Annotated in this window: 25 protein-coding genes and 1 tRNA gene; 17 read left to right on the plus strand and 9 right to left on the minus strand. The window is 69.7% G+C overall.

Going from position 1 to position 21,404, the window contains the following annotated elements; all coding sequences use genetic code 11:
• Nucleotides 1-147: 147 nt before the first annotated feature.
• Nucleotides 148-1,371, minus strand: a complete 1,224-nt coding sequence (locus G4Z16_RS20260; RefSeq protein WP_246530962.1) for a helix-turn-helix domain-containing protein — start codon at nucleotides 1,369-1,371, stop codon at nucleotides 148-150.
• Nucleotides 1,368-1,688, minus strand: a complete 321-nt coding sequence (locus G4Z16_RS20265) for a putative quinol monooxygenase (protein ID WP_197352135.1) — start codon at nucleotides 1,686-1,688, stop codon at nucleotides 1,368-1,370. Before G4Z16_RS20265 ends, G4Z16_RS20260 begins: the two co-directional genes overlap by 4 nt.
• Before the next feature lie 197 nt (nucleotides 1,689-1,885).
• On the opposite strand from G4Z16_RS20265, the gene G4Z16_RS20270 reads away from it, so the two are divergent.
• The 12 genes from G4Z16_RS20270 (at nucleotide 1,886) to G4Z16_RS20325 (ending at nucleotide 8,564) form a co-directional block, all read left to right on the plus strand.
• Nucleotides 1,886-2,242 (plus strand): SCO3933 family regulatory protein, encoded by a 357-nt coding sequence (locus G4Z16_RS20270; protein ID WP_197352136.1) that lies wholly within the window; start codon nucleotides 1,886-1,888, stop codon nucleotides 2,240-2,242.
• A 2-nt stretch (nucleotides 2,243-2,244) separates the two neighbouring features.
• A complete protein-coding gene (locus G4Z16_RS20275) occupies nucleotides 2,245-3,600 on the plus strand; it encodes an FtsK/SpoIIIE domain-containing protein (RefSeq protein ID WP_197352137.1) in 1,356 nt (451 codons plus the stop codon).
• Nucleotides 3,601-3,657: 57 nt separating this feature from the next.
• Nucleotides 3,658-3,855: a hypothetical protein gene (locus tag G4Z16_RS20280; protein ID WP_197355074.1), complete on the plus strand. Its 198-nt coding sequence runs from the start codon at nucleotides 3,658-3,660 to the stop codon at nucleotides 3,853-3,855.
• Between the two features lie 2 nt (nucleotides 3,856-3,857).
• Nucleotides 3,858-4,025, plus strand: a complete 168-nt coding sequence (locus G4Z16_RS20285; protein ID WP_197352138.1) for a hypothetical protein — start codon at nucleotides 3,858-3,860, stop codon at nucleotides 4,023-4,025.
• 75 nt (nucleotides 4,026-4,100) lie between these two features.
• Nucleotides 4,101-4,805 carry a DUF2637 domain-containing protein gene (locus G4Z16_RS20290; protein WP_197352139.1) on the plus strand — a complete coding sequence of 235 codons (705 nt, stop codon included), beginning with the start codon at nucleotides 4,101-4,103 and terminating at the stop codon, nucleotides 4,803-4,805.
• A 20-nt stretch (nucleotides 4,806-4,825) separates the two neighbouring features.
• Nucleotides 4,826-5,020: a mobile element transfer protein gene (locus G4Z16_RS20295; RefSeq protein ID WP_197352140.1), complete on the plus strand. Its 195-nt coding sequence runs from the start codon at nucleotides 4,826-4,828 to the stop codon at nucleotides 5,018-5,020.
• Between the two features lie 15 nt (nucleotides 5,021-5,035).
• Nucleotides 5,036-5,230: a hypothetical protein gene (locus G4Z16_RS20300; protein WP_197352141.1), complete on the plus strand. Its 195-nt coding sequence runs from the start codon at nucleotides 5,036-5,038 to the stop codon at nucleotides 5,228-5,230.
• A gap of 15 nt (nucleotides 5,231-5,245) precedes the next feature.
• A complete protein-coding gene (locus tag G4Z16_RS20305) occupies nucleotides 5,246-5,551 on the plus strand; it encodes a SpdD-like protein (RefSeq protein ID WP_197352142.1) in 306 nt (101 codons plus the stop codon).
• 91 nt (nucleotides 5,552-5,642) lie between these two features.
• Complete coding sequence (locus tag G4Z16_RS20310) at nucleotides 5,643-5,840, plus strand: hypothetical protein (protein ID WP_197352143.1); 198 nt, start codon at nucleotides 5,643-5,645, stop codon at nucleotides 5,838-5,840.
• Nucleotides 5,837-7,228 (plus strand): replication initiator protein RepSA, encoded by a 1,392-nt coding sequence (repSA, locus tag G4Z16_RS20315; RefSeq protein ID WP_197352144.1) that lies wholly within the window; start codon nucleotides 5,837-5,839, stop codon nucleotides 7,226-7,228. Before G4Z16_RS20310 ends, repSA begins: the two co-directional genes overlap by 4 nt.
• On the plus strand, nucleotides 7,225-7,413 hold the full coding sequence (locus G4Z16_RS20320) for a helix-turn-helix domain-containing protein (RefSeq protein WP_197352145.1): 189 nt from the start codon (nucleotides 7,225-7,227) through the stop codon (nucleotides 7,411-7,413). Before repSA ends, G4Z16_RS20320 begins: the two co-directional genes overlap by 4 nt.
• On the plus strand, nucleotides 7,413-8,564 hold the full coding sequence (locus G4Z16_RS20325) for a tyrosine-type recombinase/integrase (RefSeq protein ID WP_197352146.1): 1,152 nt from the start codon (nucleotides 7,413-7,415) through the stop codon (nucleotides 8,562-8,564). The genes G4Z16_RS20320 and G4Z16_RS20325 overlap by 1 nt, the downstream gene beginning before the upstream one ends.
• Before the next feature lie 69 nt (nucleotides 8,565-8,633).
• On the opposite strand, the gene G4Z16_RS20330 is transcribed toward G4Z16_RS20325, so the two are convergent.
• The 4 genes from G4Z16_RS20330 to G4Z16_RS20345 all read right to left on the minus strand — a co-directional run bounded on the left by G4Z16_RS20330 (nucleotide 8,634) and on the right by G4Z16_RS20345 (nucleotide 11,966).
• Nucleotides 8,634-8,709 (minus strand) — tRNA-Arg (locus G4Z16_RS20330).
• A 607-nt stretch (nucleotides 8,710-9,316) separates the two neighbouring features.
• On the minus strand, nucleotides 9,317-9,616 hold the full coding sequence (locus G4Z16_RS20335) for a DUF1876 domain-containing protein (protein ID WP_028437174.1): 300 nt from the start codon (nucleotides 9,614-9,616) through the stop codon (nucleotides 9,317-9,319).
• A gap of 36 nt (nucleotides 9,617-9,652) precedes the next feature.
• Entirely contained in the window at nucleotides 9,653-10,996 is a 1,344-nt protein-coding gene (locus G4Z16_RS20340) for a nicotinate phosphoribosyltransferase (protein ID WP_197352147.1), read from the minus strand.
• 52 nt (nucleotides 10,997-11,048) lie between these two features.
• Nucleotides 11,049-11,966 carry a universal stress protein gene (locus G4Z16_RS20345; protein ID WP_197352148.1) on the minus strand — a complete coding sequence of 306 codons (918 nt, stop codon included), beginning with the start codon at nucleotides 11,964-11,966 and terminating at the stop codon, nucleotides 11,049-11,051.
• A gap of 266 nt (nucleotides 11,967-12,232) precedes the next feature.
• Here G4Z16_RS20345 and G4Z16_RS20350 point away from each other — a divergent pair, with 266 nt between their 5' ends.
• A complete protein-coding gene (locus G4Z16_RS20350) occupies nucleotides 12,233-13,336 on the plus strand; it encodes an alcohol dehydrogenase catalytic domain-containing protein (RefSeq protein ID WP_197352149.1) in 1,104 nt (367 codons plus the stop codon).
• Nucleotides 13,337-13,424: 88 nt separating this feature from the next.
• Here the strand turns inward: G4Z16_RS20350 and G4Z16_RS20355 are convergent, their stop codons facing one another.
• Complete coding sequence (locus tag G4Z16_RS20355; protein ID WP_197352150.1) at nucleotides 13,425-13,889, minus strand: Crp/Fnr family transcriptional regulator; 465 nt, start codon at nucleotides 13,887-13,889, stop codon at nucleotides 13,425-13,427.
• A 75-nt stretch (nucleotides 13,890-13,964) separates the two neighbouring features.
• Nucleotides 13,965-15,617: an aa3-type cytochrome oxidase subunit I gene (gene ctaD, locus G4Z16_RS20360; protein WP_197352151.1), complete on the minus strand. Its 1,653-nt coding sequence runs from the start codon at nucleotides 15,615-15,617 to the stop codon at nucleotides 13,965-13,967.
• A gap of 371 nt (nucleotides 15,618-15,988) precedes the next feature.
• On the opposite strand from ctaD, the gene G4Z16_RS20365 reads away from it, so the two are divergent.
• The 3 genes from G4Z16_RS20365 to G4Z16_RS20375 all read left to right on the plus strand — a co-directional run bounded on the left by G4Z16_RS20365 (nucleotide 15,989) and on the right by G4Z16_RS20375 (nucleotide 18,665).
• Nucleotides 15,989-16,888, plus strand: coding sequence for an alpha/beta hydrolase fold domain-containing protein (locus G4Z16_RS20365; protein ID WP_197352152.1), 900 nt, complete (start codon nucleotides 15,989-15,991; stop codon nucleotides 16,886-16,888).
• 124 nt (nucleotides 16,889-17,012) lie between these two features.
• Nucleotides 17,013-17,456 (plus strand): DUF2267 domain-containing protein, encoded by a 444-nt coding sequence (locus G4Z16_RS20370; RefSeq protein ID WP_425508096.1) that lies wholly within the window; start codon nucleotides 17,013-17,015, stop codon nucleotides 17,454-17,456.
• 78 nt (nucleotides 17,457-17,534) lie between these two features.
• Complete coding sequence (locus tag G4Z16_RS20375) at nucleotides 17,535-18,665, plus strand: NAD-dependent epimerase/dehydratase family protein (protein ID WP_246530963.1); 1,131 nt, start codon at nucleotides 17,535-17,537, stop codon at nucleotides 18,663-18,665.
• 85 nt (nucleotides 18,666-18,750) lie between these two features.
• Here G4Z16_RS20375 and G4Z16_RS20380 read toward each other — a convergent pair whose 3' ends face one another.
• The gene (locus G4Z16_RS20380; RefSeq protein ID WP_197352153.1) at nucleotides 18,751-19,434 is read right to left on the minus strand and encodes a CBS domain-containing protein; all 684 of its coding nucleotides are present in this window, start codon (nucleotides 19,432-19,434) and stop codon (nucleotides 18,751-18,753) included.
• 213 nt (nucleotides 19,435-19,647) lie between these two features.
• Here G4Z16_RS20380 and G4Z16_RS20385 point away from each other — a divergent pair, with 213 nt between their 5' ends.
• Nucleotides 19,648-21,393: a sensor histidine kinase gene (locus G4Z16_RS20385; RefSeq protein ID WP_197352154.1), complete on the plus strand. Its 1,746-nt coding sequence runs from the start codon at nucleotides 19,648-19,650 to the stop codon at nucleotides 21,391-21,393.
• Nucleotides 21,394-21,404 lie beyond the last annotated feature (11 nt).

Genomic DNA, 21,404 nt, shown 5'->3' on the forward strand with positions numbered 1-21,404 from the left:
TTCTGGGCCGCGTCTGCGCGCGGAACGGCGGCCGGGCCGGAGCGGGGCGGAGACAGGAGCGTCGGCCCGGCGGCAAGCCGGGCCGCGCGGCGAGCGGAGCGAGCCCTTGATTAAGTAGGGAAAGTCTTACCGCGTCTGGGAGTTGTGTCAGCTGACCGCGGACCGCTCGGCAAGCTCCGTGAGTTGTGCCGGGGGCCGGGAGCCCGAGAGTTGGATCAGCTCGCGCATAACGTCACGGGCGTGGTGATGCGTGCGGATCTGCTCTGGGGCCAGTAGTTCGGCCTCGACCAGTGCGGCTACGGCTTCGCCGACGTGTCGCCGCTGCGCGTGTGCCCGCGCCACGTCAAGCAGGAAACGTGACTGACGCTCAGGGGACAGTCCCGATGCGTCGACGTCTGCTGCGACTTCCAGCGCTAGGCCGGCATCTCCAAGGTCGACGGCCGTGCTGACCGCATGCAGTTCCACGTTCGTGGGGCCGAACTCGGTGTCGAAGTCGTTGCGGTCCTCGCCGATGCGCTTGGCGATCCTTCGCGCGTTCTCGATGTGCTGGTGTGTCTGCTTGCGGTTGCCTTCGCGGGAGCAGATCACGGCGAGCACGAGGTTCATGGCTCCAAGCAGAGACAGCTCTTCAGGCGGACACGTTGCAGCCTCCGCCCGAGGTGCGAGCACGCTAACCGCGGACGATGCGGCGTGTTCAGCCTGTTCGACGTGCTGCTGTCGAATGAAGGCATGAGCCATCCGAAACAGGCTCGCCACCACCTCAAGTGGCTTGCCTGCCTGTTCTGCTGCCTGAAGGGCGCGGTCCGCAGCCACCCATGCCGCGTCGGGCTCGTCCTGCCGTACGAAGCTGGCTGCTGCTACTTGGTAGGCCCGCGCGCGCAGCTCGTGAAGTTCACCAAGGTCTGCTGCGGGAGCATGACGGACGGCAGCCTCCAGCTTGGGAAGCAACGTCGAGATGCGGTCGCTGAGTGCTGCGTAGCTGGACTCGTGTACCAGTTCCCAGACCTGATCGACTTCCTGTCGGAAGTCCCTCAGTGAAGTCTGTTCGCCCGGCGTGTGCTCACCAAAGAGAGAGGCAAGGGCGGGGTGTCCCGTCAGTGCGACTCGCAGGGCATCAAGATCGTTGCTTGCGGGGCGCTCTGGCTCTGGCTCCGGCTCTGCTTCGGATGCTGAATCCGGCCTGATGTCACGTGTGGCTACGCCGAGAGCGTCAGCCAAAGCCTGGAGGACAGACAGCCGTTCGACGGGTTGCACCCCGCGCTCGACCTGGGAAACCCAGCTCTCCGAGCGATTCATGGCGGTAGCGAGATCAGCTTGCGACATGCGCTGAGCGCGTCGCAGTTCCTTGATCCGTTGGCCGGTGCTGGTCACGTCTGCACCTCGGACGGGTACTTCCCGGCGTACGGGGCCAGTCGATCAACGTCCGTGTTGGCAACGTACCGATCGCGCTCCTCAAGGAAGCGGCGGGTATGCGGCTGCCGCTCATGCTCCTCGAACGCGGCGTAGTCGGCGTAGAGCTCGAAGAAGATCCGTTGCTCCGGAGCTCCGTCCACCTCGTGGCACGCGTACACGAGAGTTCCCGGCTCCTTCTGCTGGATGGCCGCCGTGGTTTCACGCACGAGAGCGTCGAAGCCTTCCGCAGCGCCATCGCGAAGCGTGAAGCGGACGAATAGCCCGAAGTTGCTCATCTCTCCTCCTGTGGTGTCGCAGTCCAGCATCGCAGAGGGAAAGTTTCTCTGCTAGTCACAGTTTTTCTGTTGACCCGCAGAAAGTCTGCGGGTAGCTTCAAGTTACTGCTCCACTACAAGAACGCCTCTGGGCGGTGCGCTCTCTGCCAGGATCACGACACCGCCCAGGGGCTCCCCTCCGAAAAGGGAGTTCCATCATGCGTCAGATCCCCGTCGACACCACATCCGCCGCCGTGATGGTGGCTCAGCCTGCGCAGCCGAAGCTGAAGGACCGGCGTACCGGTGAGCGGGCAATGGACACCGAGACCGGTGCCGCGCTGATGACCGTGGACGTCATGTTCGCCATGGACGGCAACGCTGAGGTTCTGTCCGTGACCGTGCCGGAGACCGGCATCACGGGTGAGCTGGTCATGGGTACTCCGGTCGCGCTGACCGGTCTGATTGCCCGGCCGTGGGAGAACGAGTTCAACGGCCAGAAGCGGCACGGGATCGCCTTCCGCGCCGTGGCGGTCACCTCTCTGGCTGCGGACGCCGGCAACGCTGAGGCGGCCTGATCATGACCGGCATCCTGATCACAGTGGTGATCGTGGGCGGGCTGGCGCTGCTGCTCAAGTGGCGTCGCCCGGCCTGGTACTGGCTGACCTTCGGTGCCGTGATCGCCGTGGTGCGGCTGCTGCTGCGCTACAGCTCGGTCATGGAAGCCTGCGGGCTGACGGTCCCGCCCTCACGGCTGCGGATGATGGCCGCACGGGCGACCCGTACCGAGGTGCCTTCCGCTCGGGTTCCGCGGATAAGGCGCTTGCGCGTGACCCGTACCGGGATCGTGCTGCGGCTCAAACTGCGGCCCGGACAGGACGTCTTCGACTTCGCCGCTTCGACGGACCGGCTTCGGCACTCCTTCTCCATGCAGGGTGTGACGTGCCGGGAGGTCAAGGCAAGTGTGGTCGAGCTGCGGATGACCGGCTACGACGTGCTCAAGCGCGTGCACATGCCGGCCAGCACCAAGGCGGAGACCCTGCGGATTCCGGTGTCGCTGTGCGAGGACGGCAGTGTCCACTACCGCGACTATCGGCAGGTTCCGCACGAGCTGAACATCGGCGCGAACCAGTCCGGGAAGTCGGTCCATCAACGCAAGCTCGTTGCCGAACTGGCCACGCAGCAGGTGGCGTTGGTCGGGATCGACTGCAAGAAGGGCGTGGAGCTGTACCCGCTCGCGCGTCGCTTCTCCGCTCTGGCCGACAATCCCGATGACGCTCTCGGTGTGCTCGAAGCGCTCATCGCCCGGATGCACGGCATCTACGACGTGATCCGGTCCGAGCAGCGCATCAGCTCCGACGTGCCCGATGCGGAGATCACCGCCGACATCTGGGGACTGCCGGAACACCTTCGGCCCACCCCGGTGGTGCTACTGGTGGACGAGGTCGCCGAACTGGCCCTGTATGCCGGCAAGGCGGAGGAGAAGCGACGGGATGCGATCATCACTGCGCTGATCCGCCTGGCTCAGCTCGGACGAGCCGCCGGCATCTTCATGGAGGTCTGCGGCCAGCGCTTCGGCTCCGACCTGGGCGATGGGATCACGCTGCTGCGCTCGCAGTTGACCGGCCGCGTCTCCCACCGCGTCAACGACGAAGGCTCCGCCAAGATGGCCTTCGCCGACATTGCCCCCGATGCCGTGCTCGCCGCGGTGCACATCCCCACCGACCGGCCCGGCACCTCCGTGATCGCAGAGTCCTCCGGCGGCTGGGCACTGACCCGCACGCCGCACATCACGCTCCGCCAGGCCGTCAACGCCTGCAACCGCAACGCGCATCTGACCCCTGACCTGCCTGAGCTGTCGGCCTACCGCCCGGCTCTGGATCTGGCACAACTCAAGGCTGCCCCGGCCATCGAGCCGGTCACCGAAGCGGCCTGACCCCTCCAACCACAACGGTCCGGCGCACCGGCAACGCGCCACGTCCCTACCCCTTCCATGCCAGAAACCAGAGGTCAGCCCATGTGCCAGCTCTGCGACCAGCGCCGCACCGTGCTGTTGCTGATCGACCTGTCCGCCTACGCCGACCGCCCCGGAGCGGACCAGGAGTTCGCCGACATCGTCGGCTTGGCCCTCTCCGCTTCCCTCCCTGCCGGCCAGCACAGCTCCACCTGCTCCGGCGAGACGGGGTGCTGACCATGCCCGCCACCCGCAAGCCCACCAGGGCCAAGGCACCGGAGAAATGCGATACGTGCAAGGGCACCGGCGAGGTCTCCAAGACCGTCCGCGTCGGTCGGCGACAACGCACGGTCGGCCAGCAAACCGGACTGTGCCTCACCTGCCTCGGCTCCGGCGAAGCCAACTGACCACTTGCGGCCAGGCGGCAGAACACAGCTCAACTGCCGCCCGGCCCCCGCTCCCCAGAAAGGAGGAGATCCGAGATGACCAAGAACCAGGCAGAGCGGGCCGCGATCCTCACCGCAGGCATCGTCATCATCGCCCTGACCGTGGCCGCGTTCTGGCTCTCCTACGCACACCTCGCTGACGTGGCCAGGCAACACGGCCTGGCCAAGAGCCCGGAACGCGCATGGGCCTGGCCCGGCACCATCGACCTGTTCATCCTCGCCGGCGAAGTCCTCATGTTCCGCGCCGCACTCCGCGGAGCCTGGGACGGCTGGGCCTTCGCTCTCACTGCCGCTGGCTCACTCGGCTCGATCGCGCTGAACGTCGCCGGTGTCGGCACCGACACCCTTAGCCTCGATCACGTTGTCGCAGCCGTCCCCCCGACCGCTGCCCTCCTCGCCTTCGGCGCCCTCATGCGGCAGGTACACGGCCTGGTCACCGGCACAGCCGACGCACCCGAACCGGTCGATGAGTCCGTAGCTGTGGTGGCCATCGAGCGTCCCCAACCGGGCGACCCTGCACCCGAGATCGCTCCCGCACCGGCGCCGGCCGAAGTCCCATCGACCGCTGTGCCGTCTCCTTCGGCCGCTCCGGCTGTGCCTCCGGCGCTTGTCACCCACGCACGCAAGCTCGCCGACGCTCACCGCGACAAGACGGGTGAGCCGATCGGCACCGACGTCCTGCGCGTACGCCTCGGCGTCCCGGCCTCGATGGCGGACGCCATCGCAGCCCAACTCGCCTGATCAGAAAGGACAACCAGCTCATGCCTGCCCGTGACTTCTTCCACTCGGTCGAGCGCATCGGCCCCGTACAGATCGGCACCCACCGCAACCGCCGCACCGGCCAGACCTCCCACGCCGCGGTGTGCACCGCAGAGCGCTGCGGATGGTCCGCCGACTACGGCTCCCGCTCCGCCGCACAACTCGCCGCCCGAACCCACCGCTGCCACATCCGCTGAAAGGAGACCACCACCGTGACCATCCACCTACCGCTCGTGCTGCTGCTGGTAATCGTCGGCTACTTCGGCATCAAGCTCTTCCGCCCCCCGACCTGGCTCGTCATCGTCCTGCTCCTGGGCGGCTTCCTGCTCGCCGACACCTTTCTCGCCCCGGCGATAGAGGACGGCACGCGCACCGGCACCCAGATCGTCAACGACACCAACGACTGACAGGAGAACCGGATCATGCTCCGTCCCAAGTACCCCAACCCGCCCGCTCCGGTGACGACTTCACGGCCGACCGTGATCACACCCACGGCCATCCACACCCATCAGCCGTCAGCCCCGGTGCCCGCCCCGGCTCCCACCGCTCCGCAGGCACGGCTTACGCCTGGCTCGATCGCCGCCCTGGTGGCCGGGGGAGCGGGCGCCGTGCTCGTCATCGGCACCGTCCTGGTCTCCCTGCTGCTGGCCGTCGCCATCACCGCAGGGTCCGTAGCGATCTGTGCCGTGGTGCTCCGCTCGCTCCTCAAACAGCACACCCGCCACTGACCGGCCTCCGGGCAGCGCCAAGCCGGCAAGCAACGCCGCTGCCCGGACGGTCCAGCCCCTCCCGAATCCGCAGATCAGAAGGAGAACCATCATGACCCAGCCCACCCCTGCCCGCACACGCCGCTGCCCCGACTGCGACGGCCAGGCAACTGCCCACATCGACACCGGCACCCGCCACACCGACGGCAGCCGCGTCACCCTCCGAGTCGACTGCCCCGCCTGCCGCGGCACCGGCACCCTGCCCCTGCCCGCTCGCCTCGTCTCCCGGCGACGCGAGGTGGCCGCATGACCGACACCGCGACCTTCGCGGGCCTGGACCCGATCACCCTTGGCGACGCGCTGAGGGTGGCCGGGTCCCCTGGCTTCGCCCGCTGGGAAGACCAGATCCGCCGAACCGGAGGCTGCTCCAAGCCCATCCACCTCACCGGCTGGACCCTCACCAAAGACAAGACCACCGGCCAGACCCTGTACCGCTACTCCACCGAGGACGAGCCCGGCGGACACCTCCGCGTCGCCTGCGGCAACCGCCGCGCCTCACGCTGCCCCGCCTGCGCCCGCACCTACTCCGCGGACACCTACCACCTCATCCGCGCCGGCCTCGCCGGAGACGACACCAAGGAAATCCCCGCCACCGTGCGGGACCATCCGCGGGTCTTTGCCACCCTGACCGCACCGAGCTTCGGCTCGGTCCACAACCAGCCCGGCAACCGGGCCTGCCGCTGCGGCACCCGCCACCGCGAGGAGGATCTCGCCCTCGGCACACCGCTAGATCCCGACTCCTACGACTACGCGGGGGCGGTGCTGTTCAACAACCACGCCGGCCAGCTCTGGCAGCGCTTCACCAACCGCCTCCGCCGGGAGATCGCCGGCCGCGCTGGCGTCACCCAGGTCGAGTTGAAGGAATCCGCGCGTATCTCCTACGGCAAGGTCGCCGAATTCCAGAAGCGCGGCGCGATCCACTTCCACGTCATCGTCCGCATCGACGGACCCGACGGACCCGAGACCCCGCCGCCGCACTGGGCCAGCCCCGTGCTGCTCGAGGACGCGATCCGCGCTGCCGCCGCGCACTCCTACACCACCATCACCGTCCCCGCGGCCGGTGACGAGCCCTCACGCACCCTGCGCTGGGGTGACCAGCTCGACGTGCGCCCGGTCAAAGCCTTCGGGGACGGCTCGGAGTTGACCGAACAGGCCGTGGCCTCCTACGTGGCCAAGTACGCGACCAAAGCGGCCGAGAACACCGGCACTCTCGACCGTCGCATCGGCGAACTCGCCGAACTCGACCGGCACGACGTGCCCGACCACACCCGCTGCCTCATCCGAGCCTGCAAGGAACTCGATCCGCTGTATCCGGATCGGCGGTTGTGGGCGTGGGCTCACATGCTCGGCTTCCGCGGCCACTTCTCCACCAAGTCCCGCCGCTACTCCATCACCCTCGGCGCCCTCCGGCAGGCACGCGCCGACTACCGCGCCGCCGAACAAGCCGAAGTTCTCGGCCTGGACGACGTCGATCCCGACACCGTGCTCGTCCTCGCCGACTGGCAATACGCCGGCAACGGCCACAGCCCTGGTGAGTCCGCCCTCGCCGCCACCATCGCCCGCGACTTGCAACTCAACCGCGACACCGCCCGCGAAGCCCTACACGACCTACGCGCACAGAAAGGAGCCGAACAGTGAATACCGCGACAGAGGAACTGCTGACCGTGCCCGAGGTCATGCGAAGGCTTAAGGTCGGCCGCTCCACGGTCTACGACCTCATCCGCACACACCGGTTGGCTTCCATCACCATCGGACGCTCGCGCCGCATCCCTGACACAGCCATACGCGACTTCATCGCCGATCAGATGGAGGAGGCTGCCTGATGGCCAGTCAGCGCAAGCGCAACCCCAACGGCGGTGGCACCATCACCAAACGCAAGGACGGCCGCTATCAGGCCGCTGTCTACGTGCTCCAGCCGGACGGCACCCGTGCCAGGAAGTTCGCCTACGGCAAGACCTGGACCGAGTGCGACACCAAACGGCGCGCACTCCTCGACAAGGTCGCCAATGGGGTGCCCGTTCCCACGCGTTCGGAGAAGCTAGCCGACTGGCTGTCCTACTGGCTGGACAACATCGTCAAGACTCGACGCAAGCTCAGCACGTACGACAAGTACGAGGCTCACGTTCGGCTGCACCTGGTGCCGATGCTCGGGGCCAAGCGCCTGGAATCCCTGGCAGTTGCCGACGTCCGGCGCTTCCTCACCCGTCTGGAAAAGCAGACCACCGTCGCGACGGCCAAGGAAGGACACCGTGTCCTTCGTACTGCTCTGACTGCTGCCTGCCGTGAGGAGTTGATCACGCGCAACGTGGCCAGCCTCGTGGAGCCGCCGCGTGTGGCCTCACGTGACCTGAATCCTTGGACGCTCGATGAAACGCTGAGCTTCCTCGCCGCAGCTCGCAGAGATCCGCTGTATGCCGCGTTCGTCCTGGCCATCACCATGGGCCTGCGTCGTGGCGAGATCATCGGCCTCCGCTGGACTGATGTGGACCTCGAAAACCGAGTTCTCTACGTACGACAGCAGGTTCAGCGTCGGCGTGGTGTGCTGTATGACGATGATCCCAAGGGGCGCCGTCGCCGCGCTGTGCCGCTCCCGACCATGTGCGTGGCTCCGCTGCGCTGGCACCGCATGCGGCAGGCCGAGATCCGTGGCAAGGCGGGGGAGCGTTGGCAGGAGTCCGGTTATGTCTTCACCACGCGTACCGGCCGTCCGGTCGAGCCGCGCAACGTCTACCGCTCGTTCACTCGTGTCGCTCAGGATGCCAAGCTGCGGGTGATCCGTCTGCACGATGCCCGGCATGGCTGTGCCACGCTGCTTGTCGCTGCCGGGGTAGCTCCTCGCGTCGTGATGGAGATCCTCGGCCACAGCCAGATCAGCATCACGATGGACGTGTACACGCACGTTGTGCAGGACACTCAGCGCGAAGCCATCAGTCACATGGACCGGCTGCTCAAGAGGCGGATTAACCGTGATTGACCGTCGCCGTTGATGTCAGACCTGGATGTCAAAAGGCCCCGGACCATGATCGGTCCGGGGCCTTTTCGCTGGTGCCCCCGGCAGGATTCGAACCTGCGACACCCGCTTTAGGAGAGCGGTGCTCTATCCCCTGAGCTACGGAGGCGGCCCAGACAGGTTAGCTGATCGGGGGAGTGCCTCGCTCACAGTGGGGGCTGGCACGGTCGTGGTGAATGCTCCCGGCCCGCTTCCTTCCGTCACACACGAGGGATCACCGCCACAGGGCGCAGGGAGTGGGGGAGAGGAGCCTCTGATGCGGTGGCCGACCGCCAATAGGGAGGCGTCGAGGGTGACTTGGAGGAGGTACGGGCGACGGCGACCTCGTCCTCCGCGACGGCCAAGCTCTCGGCCCACGACCGTCCCGACCCACACCGTCCAGACTCATGGCCGCACCCCTCCAGCCGCACCCCTCAACTCGCGGCTCGTTCCCCTCCCGTAGCCCGCGCCACCCACGTCGCCCCGCCAGACCGTGGTGCCATCACTCACCTGCACTCTCGTCGCACCGTGCCGGCACCGACCCGCAGTCGGCCCGTCACAGCGCCGATCCCGCCGTCACAGCACCGACCCGCAGTCCGCCCGTCACAGCGCCGATCCGCCGCCACAGCGGCCGAGCGTCACAGCGCCGATCCGCGTTACAGCACCGACCCGCAGTCCGCCCGTCACAGCGCCCATTCCGCCGCCACAGTGGCCGAGCCCGCCACAGCGGCCAAGCGTCACAGCGTCACATCCGGCCACCCGAACGCCGCCCGCGCCTTCGGCGGCAGCGGCCCCGCGCCGACGCCCTGCAGGTCGCGGTCGGCGGCGCGCATCATCTGGCGGCCGAGTTCGGCCATGGCGCGGCTGGCGGCGAGCTCGTCGCCGATCTCGGGGATGTCCACGTCCTCGGGGTTGCAGCGGGCGACCCCTCTGCCGGTGAGCGTCGTCTCGCCGGTGTCGAGGACCGCGCGTGCGGTGGTGGTGCCTTCGTCCTCGTAGAGGAATATCCGTACGTTCCATTCGCGTGTGTTCGGCATGGTGACCTCCTTGACGCCGGGCCCCGGGCGGGGAGTTCAGACCCGTTCCGGGGCGAGGATTTCGCTTGCGATGCGGCGGCGGACCTGGCTGGTCAGCGCCTTCAACTGGTCGGAGAATCCGGGACGGAGAGGCAGCGGACCGGTGATCCGCCGTGCCTCGGGCGGCAGTTGGGAGACCTCGGCGGCGAAGCGCTCCTGGGCCTCGCTGAGCGGCGGTGCGTCTGTGACGCGCTGTCCGTTCCGCATCACCGGACGCATCAGGGGCCGTACGTCGGACGCGGCCCGCTCCTGCCGGAGGGCGATGACGTCCGAGCAGCCGTGGCTGCGGAAGATCTGCTTCTGGCCGGGTGCGGTGGTCTTCGCCGAGGAGAGTTTCATGACGGGCCGGCCGTCGTAGGCGACCATTTTGTACGCGGAGTCGAGATAGGGCGCGTCCGCGGAGACGCCGACCCGGGTGCCGACGGCGTACACGTCGATGGGCGCGCCTTCCCGCACGAGCCGGTCGACGCGGTACTCGTCGAGTCCTCCGCTCGCCACGATCAGTACGTCCGTCAGGCCCGCGGAGTCGAGGATGCGGCGCGCCCGGACGGCCTGGTCGGCGAGGTCGCCGCTGTCCAGCCGGATCGCCGAATCGGCGCCCAGCCCGCGGGACTTGATGACGCGCGCCGCGCTGCGGGTGCCGCCGTCCGTGTCGTAGGTGTCGACGAGGAACGTGAGGGGCCGCTCCGGGTGGGCGCGGGCGAAGGCGTGGAAGGCGCTCTCCTCCGAGTGGAACGCCTCGATGTAGGAGTGGGCCATCGTGCCGATCGCGGGCAGTCCGAGTGTGGCCGCCGCATCCACGTTGCTCGTCCCGGAGAAGCCGACGAGGCTGCCGAGCCGGGCGGCGGCGTTGCCGGCCTCGAGGCCGTGGGTCCTGCGCATCGCGAAGTCCATGACGGGGCGGCCTCCGGCGGCGAGCACGCACCTCGCCGACTTGGACGCGACGGCCGTCTGGTGGCTGAGCAGATTGAGCAGGTACGTCTCGACGAGCTGTGCGACCGGGAGCGGCGCGGTGACCTCCAGCAGCGGCTCGTTCGCGAAGACGACGGTGCCCTCGGGGACGGCGCGCACCTCGCCGTCGAAGGACATGCCGAGCAGCGGCACCAGCTCACGGGTGGGGCGGCCGAGCGCGTTGGCGAAGGCGTCGAGGTCGCCGGGGCCGATGCGGAAGTCCGAGAGGTAGTCGAGCGCGGGTTCGAGCCCGGCGGCGACCAGGAAGCCGCGCTCGGGCGGCAGGTCACGCACGAAGAGGCTGAAGGTCGCGGGCGCTGTCATCCCTTCGTGTATGTAGGCCATGGCCATCGTCAGCTCGTACAGGTCCGTCTTCCTCGCCTCGGACATCTGGTGGCACCTCCTGGAAGCGACCCGTCCGGCGGCGCCGGACGGGCCCGTGTCAGTCGTGGGGTACGACCGCGACCGGCGTACGTGCGTGGTGCATGACGGCGTGGGCGACGGTCCCCACGTGAGTGCCGAGCCGGGAGCGGCGGTTTCGCCGGCCGACGAGCAGCATCGACGCCTGCGCCGCCGCCTCCACCAGCAACCGGGCCGGCTGCCCGATGACGGCTTCGGCCTGCACCTTGACGTCGGGCTGCGCGTCCTGCCAGGGGCGCAGCGCGGCTGTGAGTGCCTGGTTCTGGGCGGCGAGCAGCTCGTTGGTCATCGCGGGCGGTACGGGCAGGGGCCGCATCCCGTAGGTCGGGGGGAGGTCCCAGGCGTGCAGGACGCGCAGCTGCGCCGAGTGCCGTGCCGCGGTGTCGAACGCGAAGGCGATGAGCTCGTCGGAGGGACGGCCCAGGTCGAGCCCGAGCACGACGTCCCCGCCCGGGGTCTCGGACGCCGGGTAGGGGTCGGGCTCGAGGAGTCCCGCGTACGCGGGCTTCTCGTCCGGCCCCTGGGGACGGGCGCGGACGAGGACGACGGGGCACACCGTGTGCGCGACGACGGGCAGCGCGGTCGAGCCGACGATGAACCCGAGGACGGTGCTGAGGCCGCGCGAGCCCAGTACGAGCAGGTCGGTCTCGGCGGACGCGTCGGCGAGCACGTGCGCGGGACGGCCGGAGACCATGTCGACCGTGACGGCCAGCTCGGGCATGCGGCTGTTGAGATCGTCGAGAGCTTCGTTCGTGATCGACTGTGCCCATTCCCGTTCGACCTCGTCGTCGGCGATGGGCGAGTACGGATAGGCGCCGGTCTCACGGACCTGGACGATGTTGAGCGTGACGCCGCGTCCCAGCGCTTCCCGCGCCGCCCAGTCGACGGCGGCCAGGCTCTCGCGCGTACCGTCCAGACCCACCGTGACGGACTGGAACATGGCGTCTCCTCCCGGGACGGGCACGACACATGTGCTCTCAGTCAAAGAGTCCTGCGCCCGCGCCCCGCGACCGAGGGGCCGGGAGGCCTGAGGAAGGGGCCGAAGGTCCCTGTGCGGGCGCTGCGCCGGGCCTCTCGGCCTCTGTGCATGGGCCGGGTGGCCCATGCGGGTGCCGCGAGCCGCAGACCAGGCTGGGGGCAGGGTCCCCGCACGGACTCTCCGTGGCGCGGGGTCGTCGCCCGACGGGACACGGGAGGAGATCGACCATGAAGGCGCTGGTCTTTCATGAGCCCGGCAGGGCCGCCTGGGAGAGGGTGGCCGACCCGGACATCCACGACTCCCAGGACGTCGTCGTACGGGTGGAGACCACCACCGTCTGCGGCACCGATCTGCACATCCTGAGCGGCGACGTGCCCGACGTGGAGCCCGGCACGGTCCTGGGCCACGAGGCGGTGGGCGAGGTGGTCGAGGCCGGACGCGACGTACGGACGGTCCGTCCCGGCGACCGGGTCCTGATCTCGTGCATCACCGCGTGCGGCCGCTGCCGGTACTGCCGCGAGGTCTCGTACGGGCAGTGCCGTGGAGGCGGCGGATGGATCCTCGGGCACCACATCGACGGCACACAGGCCGAGTACGTGCGCGTGCCGTTCGCGGACCACTCGCTGCACCTGCTGCAGGGCGGGATCGACAGCCAGGACGCGATTCTCTTCGCGGACGTCTTCCCCACCGGATACGAGGTGGGTGTGCTCAACGGGCAGGTGCGGCCCGGAGACACCGTCGTCGTGGTGGGGGCGGGTCCGGTCGGGCTGGCCGCGATCGCCACGGCACGGCTCTACTCGCCGGACAGGGTCGTCGCCGTCGATCTGACCTCGGAGCGGCTGGAGGCCGCGGGCCGTTTCGGTGCGGACGCGAAGGTGCTCGCCTCCGACGAGCCGGAACAGCTCGTCGACGACCTGACGCACGGTCTCGGCGCGGACGTCACGATCGAGGCCGTGGGAGCCCCGGAGACGTTCGAGATGTGCACGCGCATGGTGCGGCCCGGCGGCCACGTCGCCAACGTCGGAGTGCACGGCAAGCCGGCGGCGCTGCACCTGGAGGATCTGTGGATCAAGGACCTGACGATACGGATGGGTCTGGTCGATACCTCGTCGACACCGATGCTGCTGAGCATGCTCGCCGCTGGCCGGCTGCCGACGTCGTCGATGGTCACGCACGTCTTCGAGCTCGGGGCGATCGAGGAGGCGTACGAGGTCTTCGCGGGCGCCGCCGAGACGGGTGCGCTCAAGATCGCGGTCAAGGGGGAGCAGGTCTACCGGGCGAACCGTTCCTCGCTCGTGACGACGGTGGGCGGCGGCAGCAGGCTCGGCTGACTCCGGTCACCGGGCTCCACCGGGTCCGCCTCGCGCGTCGCGCACTCGTCCCCGGGGCGTCTCCTTCGGTCCCGGCCCCGGAGCCGGGTCAGCGGCCGGGACCGCTGCCCTGCGGCCCGTAGAGGTCGAGCAGTCTGGTGCGGGCGGCGTGCAGGCGTCGCGCGATGTTCTCGGCGGTCTGGAGGTAGAGCGCCCGCCCGAGTTCCGCGTCCTCCTCGCACAGCCTTCGTACTTCTCTCGCGTCGAACTCCAGCGCCCGCACCGGTGCGAGTGCGGTGGCACCCAGGTGCCACACGTACGGCGGGAAGAGCCACGACCACCCGAGCAGATCGTCCGGGCCGAGTGTGTCCACAGTCGCCGCATGGCGCCCGGGGACGTGGATGTCGAGGGTGACGGAGCCGCCGCGGATGATCCAGAACCGGTCCGCCGGGCGGCCCTCCTCGAAGATGCGCGTGCCGCCCGGGAACTGCACGTGCGCGGCCAGCCGCATGAGCCGGTCGCCGGCCTCGGGCGGAAGCTCGTTGATCAGCCGCGGGCGCGCGGTGGTCGTCATGAGGTTCACGATGTGGCGGGGCGGTGGGGGCCGCAACTCGGTGCCGTCAGGTGCCTCCGCGGGTCCTCCGCCGCTTCACCCGGGGCTCTCGTCGGCGTTCTCCGGGTGGTGCAGGTCGAAGGCCGGCGACTCGGAGCGGATGCGCGGCAGCTCCCCGAAGTTGTGCCGCGGCGGAGGGCAGGACGTGGCCCACTCCAGGGAGCGCCCGTATCCCCAGGGGTCGAACCCCTCGACGTTCGGCGCGGAGACGGCCGTCCTCCACACGTTGTAGAGGAAGGGCAGCGTCGACAGTCCGAGGACGAAGGCGCCGATCGTGGAGACCGTGTTCAGGGCCGTGTATCCGTCGGCCGCCAGATAGTCGGCGTAGCGGCGCGGCATCCCCTCGGCACCGAGCCAGTGGTGGACGAGGAACGTGGCGTGGAAGCCGGTGAACAGCGTCCAGAAGTGGACCTTGCCGAGGGTCTCGTCGAGCATCCGTCCCGTGAACTTGGGCCACCAGAAGTAGAAGCCGGCGAACATCGCGAAGACGACGGTGCCGAAGACGACGTAGTGGAAGTGGGCCACGACGAAATAGCTGTCGGTGACGGGGAAGTCCATCGGCGGGGACGCGAGCAGAACACCCGTCAGGCCGCCGAAGAGGAACGTCACGAGGAAGCCGACGGCCCACAGCATCGGGGTCTCGAACGACAGCGACCCCCGCCACATGGTGCCGATCCAGTTGAAGAACTTCACGCCGGTCGGCACCGCGATCAGGAACGACATGAAGGAGAAGAACGGCAGCAGCACGGCCCCGGTCGCGAACATGTGGTGCGCCCAGACGGTGACGGACAGGCCGGTGATGGCGATGGTGGCCCCGACGAGGCCGACGTACCCGAAGATCGGCTTGCGGCTGAAGACGGGCAGGATCTCGGTCACGATGCCGAAGAACGGCAGCGCGATGATGTAGACCTCCGGATGCCCGAAGAACCAGAACAGGTGCTGCCACAGCAAGGCCCCGCCGTTGCCGGCGTCGTAGATGTGCGCGCCGAACTTGCGGTCGGCCTCCAGCGCGAAGAGGGCGGCGGCCAGCACGGGGAAGGCCAGGAGCACCAGCACGCTCGTCAGCAGGATGTTCCAGGTGAAGATCGGCATCCGGAACATCGTCATCCCCGGTGCCCGCATGCAGATGATCGTGGTGATGAAGTTGACCGCGCCGAGGATCGTGCCGAATCCGGAGAGGGCCAGCCCCATCACCCACAGGTCTCCGCCCAGGCCCGGGGTGTGGTCGCCGTCGGAGAGCGGCGTGTAGGCGAACCATCCGAAGTCGGCGGCCCCGCTGGGCGTGAGGAAGCCGATGACGGAGATGAGACCGCCGAAGAGATAGAGCCAGTACGACAGCATGTTCAGACGGGGGAACGCCACGTCCGGCGATCCGATCTGCAGCGGCATGATCGCGTTGGCGAAGCCCGCGAAGAGCGGTGTGGCGAAGAAGAGCATCATGATCGTGCCGTGCATCGTGAACGCCTGGTTGTACTGCTCGGCGGAGATCAACTGCATTCCCGGGCGGGCGAGTTCGGCCCTCATGGCCATCGCCAGCAGGCCGCCGAGGAGGAAGAAGGCGAAGCCGCTCACCATGTAGAGGGCGCCGATCTTCTTGTGGTCCGTCGTCGAGAGCCAAGTGACCAGCACCGATCCCGGCCTGTGGCGGCGGGGCCCCGTCCGCGGCGGGGGTTCGGTCAGTACAGGCATGGCACGGCCCTTCCGGTGACTGCCCGTCCCCGAGGGAGGACGGGAGCCGGCGGCTCTTGGTGTGCCGCCGGTCGCAGGACGTTCGTACCGTCCGCCGCACCTGAACGGGGCATTTCACCCGTAAGTGGGCTGTTCGCGGGCGGCGCGAGCTCGATCACAGAGAGGTGCGAGCGCGTTGGCGGGGGTACACGGCAGCGGCTGAGCGCCCGTCAGGCGCAGCCCGGGCGCGGGGAGCCGTCCGCGGCTCGAGGTTCCGCGCGACCTGACCTCCGCAGGATCCGTACGTTTGCCGGACGGGGTCGAGCACAGTTGTGGGGGTACTTGAGCAAGCCTTCGTGGAGTCCGCCGATTGGGGTGACGACGTGCCGAGCGTGAGCAGCCGTCTCTTGGGATGGGGCATAGCCGCGGTCGGAAACAGGCTCGGCTACCGCGACCTGGACGAGGTGCGCCGGAAGGTCGAGCGGCAACGGACCAGGCCCGCCCATTTCGGGCCGCCCAAGAAGCTGCAGAAGTCCTGCACGGTCACCCTCTCCTTCGAGCACGGCTGGCCGTGCTACGAGATCGCCCCACGCGGGCGCACCCCCGTCGCCCAGGTGCTGTATCTCCACGGCGGTGCCTACGTCGAGGAGGTCGGCTTCAACCACTGGGCGCTGGTCAAGGAGCTGGCCGTCGATGTGCCGGCCCGCGCAGTGGTGCCCGTCTATCCGCTCGCGCCCGCCGGTACCGCGCAGACGGTGCTGCCCCGACTGACGGCCCTCGCACGGGAGTTGAAGTCCGGGTCGTGCCTGCCCGTCGTATTCGCCGGTGACTCGGCGGGCGGTGCGCTCTCCCTGGCCGTCGCCCAACGCCTCCGGGACGAGGGGGAGACGACGGCCGACCGGCTGGTGCTCATCTCACCCTGGCTGGACGCCGTACTCGACGACCCCTTGCTGGACGAGATCCAGCCGCACGACCCGATGCTCGCCGTGGAACCGTTGCGCTGGGCGGGTGCGTTGTGGGCGGGGGCCCTGCCCCTCTCCGACCCGTCGGTCAGCCCCCTGAACGGGAGCATGACCGGGCTTCCACCGGTACAGGTGTTCACCGGCACCCGGGACATCCTCCTTTCCGATGCCCGGCGCTTCCGGGACCGGGCGGCGGCCGCGGGGGTCTCCGTCGAGCTGCACGAGGAGGCGGGGCAGGTGCACGCCTATCCGCTGTGGCCCGTCACCGAGGGGCGGAGGGCGCGGGAGCAGATGCTCGCGGGCATCAGGCGGTCCCCGGGCCGGGCGTGACCCCTACCCGCGAGGGGTTGCGGGCCGGCCGGTGTGTCGGACGGGATCTCGCGGTCACCCGGCACCGAAGGAACGTACGTGCGGGCTGGGCGTGCGCACGGACCGCCGACCGGACCCGGAGGGGATGGCAGGAGCGATGCGCTACGAGGACTTCACCGGGCAGGTGCAGGCGCGCGCGGACCTCGGGAGCAGGCAGGCAGCGGAGCAGGCCGTGCGCGCGACGCTCGAGACGGTCGCGGAGCGGGTGCCCGACGGCGTCGCCGACCACCTCGCCGCGCAGCTGCCGCACGAAGCCGCCGAGTCGCTGCGCCGGATCGTCGCCGTGCACGAGACCTCTCCCCATGAGCGTGCCGAGGGCCGGGTCAGCGGAGAGCGTTTCGACCTGCCGGTCTTCGCGGGCCGCGTGGCATGGCGCGCGGAGACGTCCGAGGAGGAGGCCCTCCGACGGGCATCCGCCGTGCTCGAGGTGCTGGACGCGGCCGTCGCACCGGAACTGATGATCAAGCTGGCGGACGTTCTGCCGCCGGGCATCCGCGACGTGCTGCCCTCGGGGCGGGCACGGGGCTGAGCGTGACCCCGGCCAGGACGACAGGACAGCGGCCGGGCCGGAACAAGCCGGAACGCACGAGAACCGGGAGGTATCGGAGTGGCTTCTGAGGCTGAAATTCCCGCCGGAGGAACGGACGGCACGAGGGGTGCCGGGCTGCGCGTCGCCGTCGTGGGCGCGACGGGCAACGTCGGCACGAGCGTGGTGCGCGCCCTCGCGAACGATCCGCAGGTCGGCTCCGTGCTCGGCATCGCGCGTCGCCTCCCGGCATGGTCGCCGCCGAAGACGACGTGGGTCTCCGCCGACATCGAGCGTGAGGATGCCCAGCGGGACGGGCGGACGGACGGGCTGGTGCGGCTCTTCCGCGGCGCGGACGCCGTCATCCACCTCGCGTGGCTCTTCCAGCCCACGCACAGTCCGGCCAGGACCTGGCGCACGAACGTCCTCGGCAGCCTTCGCGTCTTCGACGCGGTGGCGGACGCCGGGGTGCCGGCCCTGGTGCACGCATCGTCCGTCGGCGCGTACTCGCCGGGACCCAAGGACCGTCAGGTGGACGAGAGCTGGCCGACGCACGGCTGGCCGGAGGCCGCGTACTGCCTGGAGAAGGCATATCTGGAGCGCGCTCTGGACGGCTTCGAGCGCGAGCACCCCGACATGCGCGTGGTGCGCATGCGGCCGGGGTTCCTCTTCAAGGAGGAGGCTGCGACCGAGCAGCGGCGACTGTTCGCGGGCCCGTTCCTGCCGCAGCGGCTCGTGCGGCCTGGACTCGTGCCGCTCGTGCCCGACCTCCCCGGTCTGCGCATGCAGACGCTGCACACGGACGACGCGGCCGAGGCCTACCGCGCCGCTGCCACCGGCACCGCACGTGGTGCCTTCAATCTCGCCGCCGACCCGGTGGTCGACGCCGAGGTCCTGGCAGGACTGCTCGGGGCCCGTGTCGTGCGGATGCCGCTGCGTCCGGTGCGTACGGCGCTCGCGGCGAGCTGGCACTCCCATCTGCTGCCCGCGTCCCCGCATCTCTTCGACGCGGTGCTGAGGCTCCCGTTGATGGACGCCGGGCGGGCGAGGCAGGAACTCGGCTGGTCACCGCGGTGGACGGCGGACGAGGCGGTCGCGGCGTTCCTCAAGGGGCTGCGGAACGTGTCCGGACTGGCCACACCCACGCTGACGCGGCGGCTGCCCGGAGGCCGGCTGCGGGAGCTGCGCACAGGCGTGGGGGAACGGCCCTAGCCGAGAGCCAGGGGACTTCTCGGGGCGGACGCCTCGCCGCCGAAGCTCCAGGCGGGCGCGCCCACTCCGGCGGGCGCGCTCGCGCTCACCCCGGCGGACAGGCGGCGGACGTCACGCCCGGCGATGCGTCGTCGAGGCACGCCAGATGGTTGCGGACGTCGACGACGCCGTCCACGCCCCGCGTCAGCCGGTCCACGACCGGCAGCAGGGATCTGCTCTCGACGATGCCCTGGAGCGTGACCCGGCCCTCGGACACGGTGACGGTGACCTGGGTGGGACCGATGCCGAGCGTGCCCTTGAGCACGTCGCCCGCGATCTCCTGCCTGACGGCGGGGTCCGTACGGACGAAGACCCGCAGGAGGTCGCCTCTGCTGAGGAAGCCGACGAGCTTGTCCGTCACCTCGTCGACGACGGGCAGCCGTTTGACGCGCCGGCGGTCCATGGTGCGGGCGGCCTGTGAGACGGTCCAGCCGGGCCGGGCCGTGACCGCGGGGCTCGTCATCACGTCGTCCGCGGTGATGACGCCGGGCCGGCGGCCGAGGCCGTGCGGAGCGTACGGACCGGACTCGTCCGCGGACCGGACGCGACGCAGGCGCTTGTGCAGATCTCCCCGCGAGACGACGCCGACCGGGGAGCCGCCGTCGTCGACGACCGGCACGGCGGAGATGGCGTGCTCGTCCAGCAGCCCGCTGACTTCGTCGGCGGCGGTGCTCCGGGGCACGCCGAGACCCGGTGTGGCCATCAGCTCGCCGACTGTGCGGTACGGCATCTGCCCAACCTCCAAGCCCCCTCACGCTTCAGTGTCGGACCGGGCCCGGTGTGCGGGGGAGGGGCGGAGGAACCCCGGTGCACCGCCGGTCGTCCCGTCCGCGCGGGCCGTCCGGCGGCTGCCGGCCGGCCCGCGCCAGTGCCGTTCGGCCCCTTCAGAGCTACTGTTTGGACTAGAGAAACGGACAAATCCCCCTATCCGTGCGGAGGGGTGATGAGGGGCACTGTGCATCACACGGACGGCGACGGCCCCGGCCATCTGTCCCGTATGCAGCTCGACGACCTGCTGGAGGAACTCCAGGTCCGCATCGACGCCGTACGCGGCACGCGGGACCGCATCCACGGCCTGCTCGACGCCGTTCTCTCCGTGGGCCGCGAACTCGAACTCTCCGAGGTGCTGAAGCGCATCACCGAGGCCGCCATGCTGCTCGTCGACGCCGAGTACGGCGCGCTCGGAGTGATCGGGGAGGACGGAAAGCTCTCCCAGTTCATACCCGTGGGTGTGACCGAGGAGCAGGCCCAGGCCATCGGCGTCCTCCCGAAGGGACGCGGGCTGCTGGGCGAACTGATACGGAACCCGGTGCCGCTGCGGCTTCCCGACCTGAGCCGGCATCCGTCCTCGGAGGGCTTTCCGCCGAACCATCCCCCGATGCGTTCCTTCCTCGGGGTCCCCATCTGGGTTCGCGACGAGGTGTTCGGCGACCTCTATCTGGCTGAGAAGCGGGAGGGCAAGGAGTTCGACAGTGAGGACGAGACCGTCCTGTCGACCCTGGCCGCGTCGGCGGGCGTCGCGATCGAGAACGCCCGGCTCTACGAGGAGGCCCGCTACCGCCAGCGCTGGATGGAGGCGAACGCCGAGGTCACAAGGGCCCTCCTGTCCGGAGTGGGGGAGCGGCGCGTCCTCGCGCTGATCGTGGAACTGGCCCGCACGATCCTCTCCGCCGACCTCGGTGTGCTGGCGCTGCCGGAGGACGGCGGTGAGTCCTTCCGCATGGCGGTCGCGGCGGGCACCGACGCCGAACAGCACAGGGGGTTGCTGCTGCCCCGCGAGGGCTCCTTCGCCGGAGCCGCCGTCAAGGCGGGCGAGGGGATCACGAGCGCCGACGTGGAACACGATCCGCGCATCACGGTCGGGCCGCCTCGCTGGGCGGGCCTCGGGCCTGCCGTGGCGGTGCCGATGGTTGCCGAGGACGTGCCCAGGGGGGTGCTGCTGCTCGCCCGGGCCAAGCAGGGCCAGCCCTTCGCGGAGCCACAGATCGCGCCGCTGAGCGCCTTCGCCGCGCAGGCCGCGATCGCGATGGAGCTCGCTGAGCGGCGCCGGGACGCCGAACAGATCACGCTGCTCGAGGAGCGCGACCGCATCGCCCGTGACCTGCACGATCTGGCGATCCAGCGGCTGTTCGCGACGGGCATGACCCTGCAGAGCGCCACGCGTTTCGTCGACCACCCGAAGGCACGCGAGCGCCTGCTGAGGGCCGTCGAGGATCTCGACGCCACGATCAAGATCATCCGCTCGACGATCTTCGGCCTGCGCGCGCACGAGAACGAACCGGGGGGCGGTGACGGGCTGCGCAGCCGCGTCACCCAGGCGGTGCAGGATGTCGCGTCGGCCCTGGGCTTCACGCCGATGCTCCGTATGGGCGGCCTGCTCGACACCGACGTGCCCGGTTCGGTCGCGGACGAGGCGGTGGCGGTGCTGCGGGAGGCCCTGTCGAACGTCGCACGGCATGCCGGGGCCACCAGCGTGGAGGTCGCGGCGGAGACGACGGGGGAGGCGTTCACGCTCAGCGTCGTCGACGACGGCTCCGGGATTCCGGAGGGCAGTCACCACAGCGGGCTGCAGAACCTCTCGGAGCGGGCGGAGCGGCTCGGCGGGGAGCTGCGCCTCGGCGCACCTTCCGGCGGCGGTACGAGGCTGATCTGGCGTGTCCCGCTGAACGGCGCGGGCACGAGGATCTGATCCGGCGGCCG

The organism is Streptomyces bathyalis, from assembly GCF_015910445.1.
In the GTDB taxonomy this organism is placed as follows: domain Bacteria; phylum Actinomycetota; class Actinomycetes; order Streptomycetales; family Streptomycetaceae; genus Streptomyces; species Streptomyces bathyalis.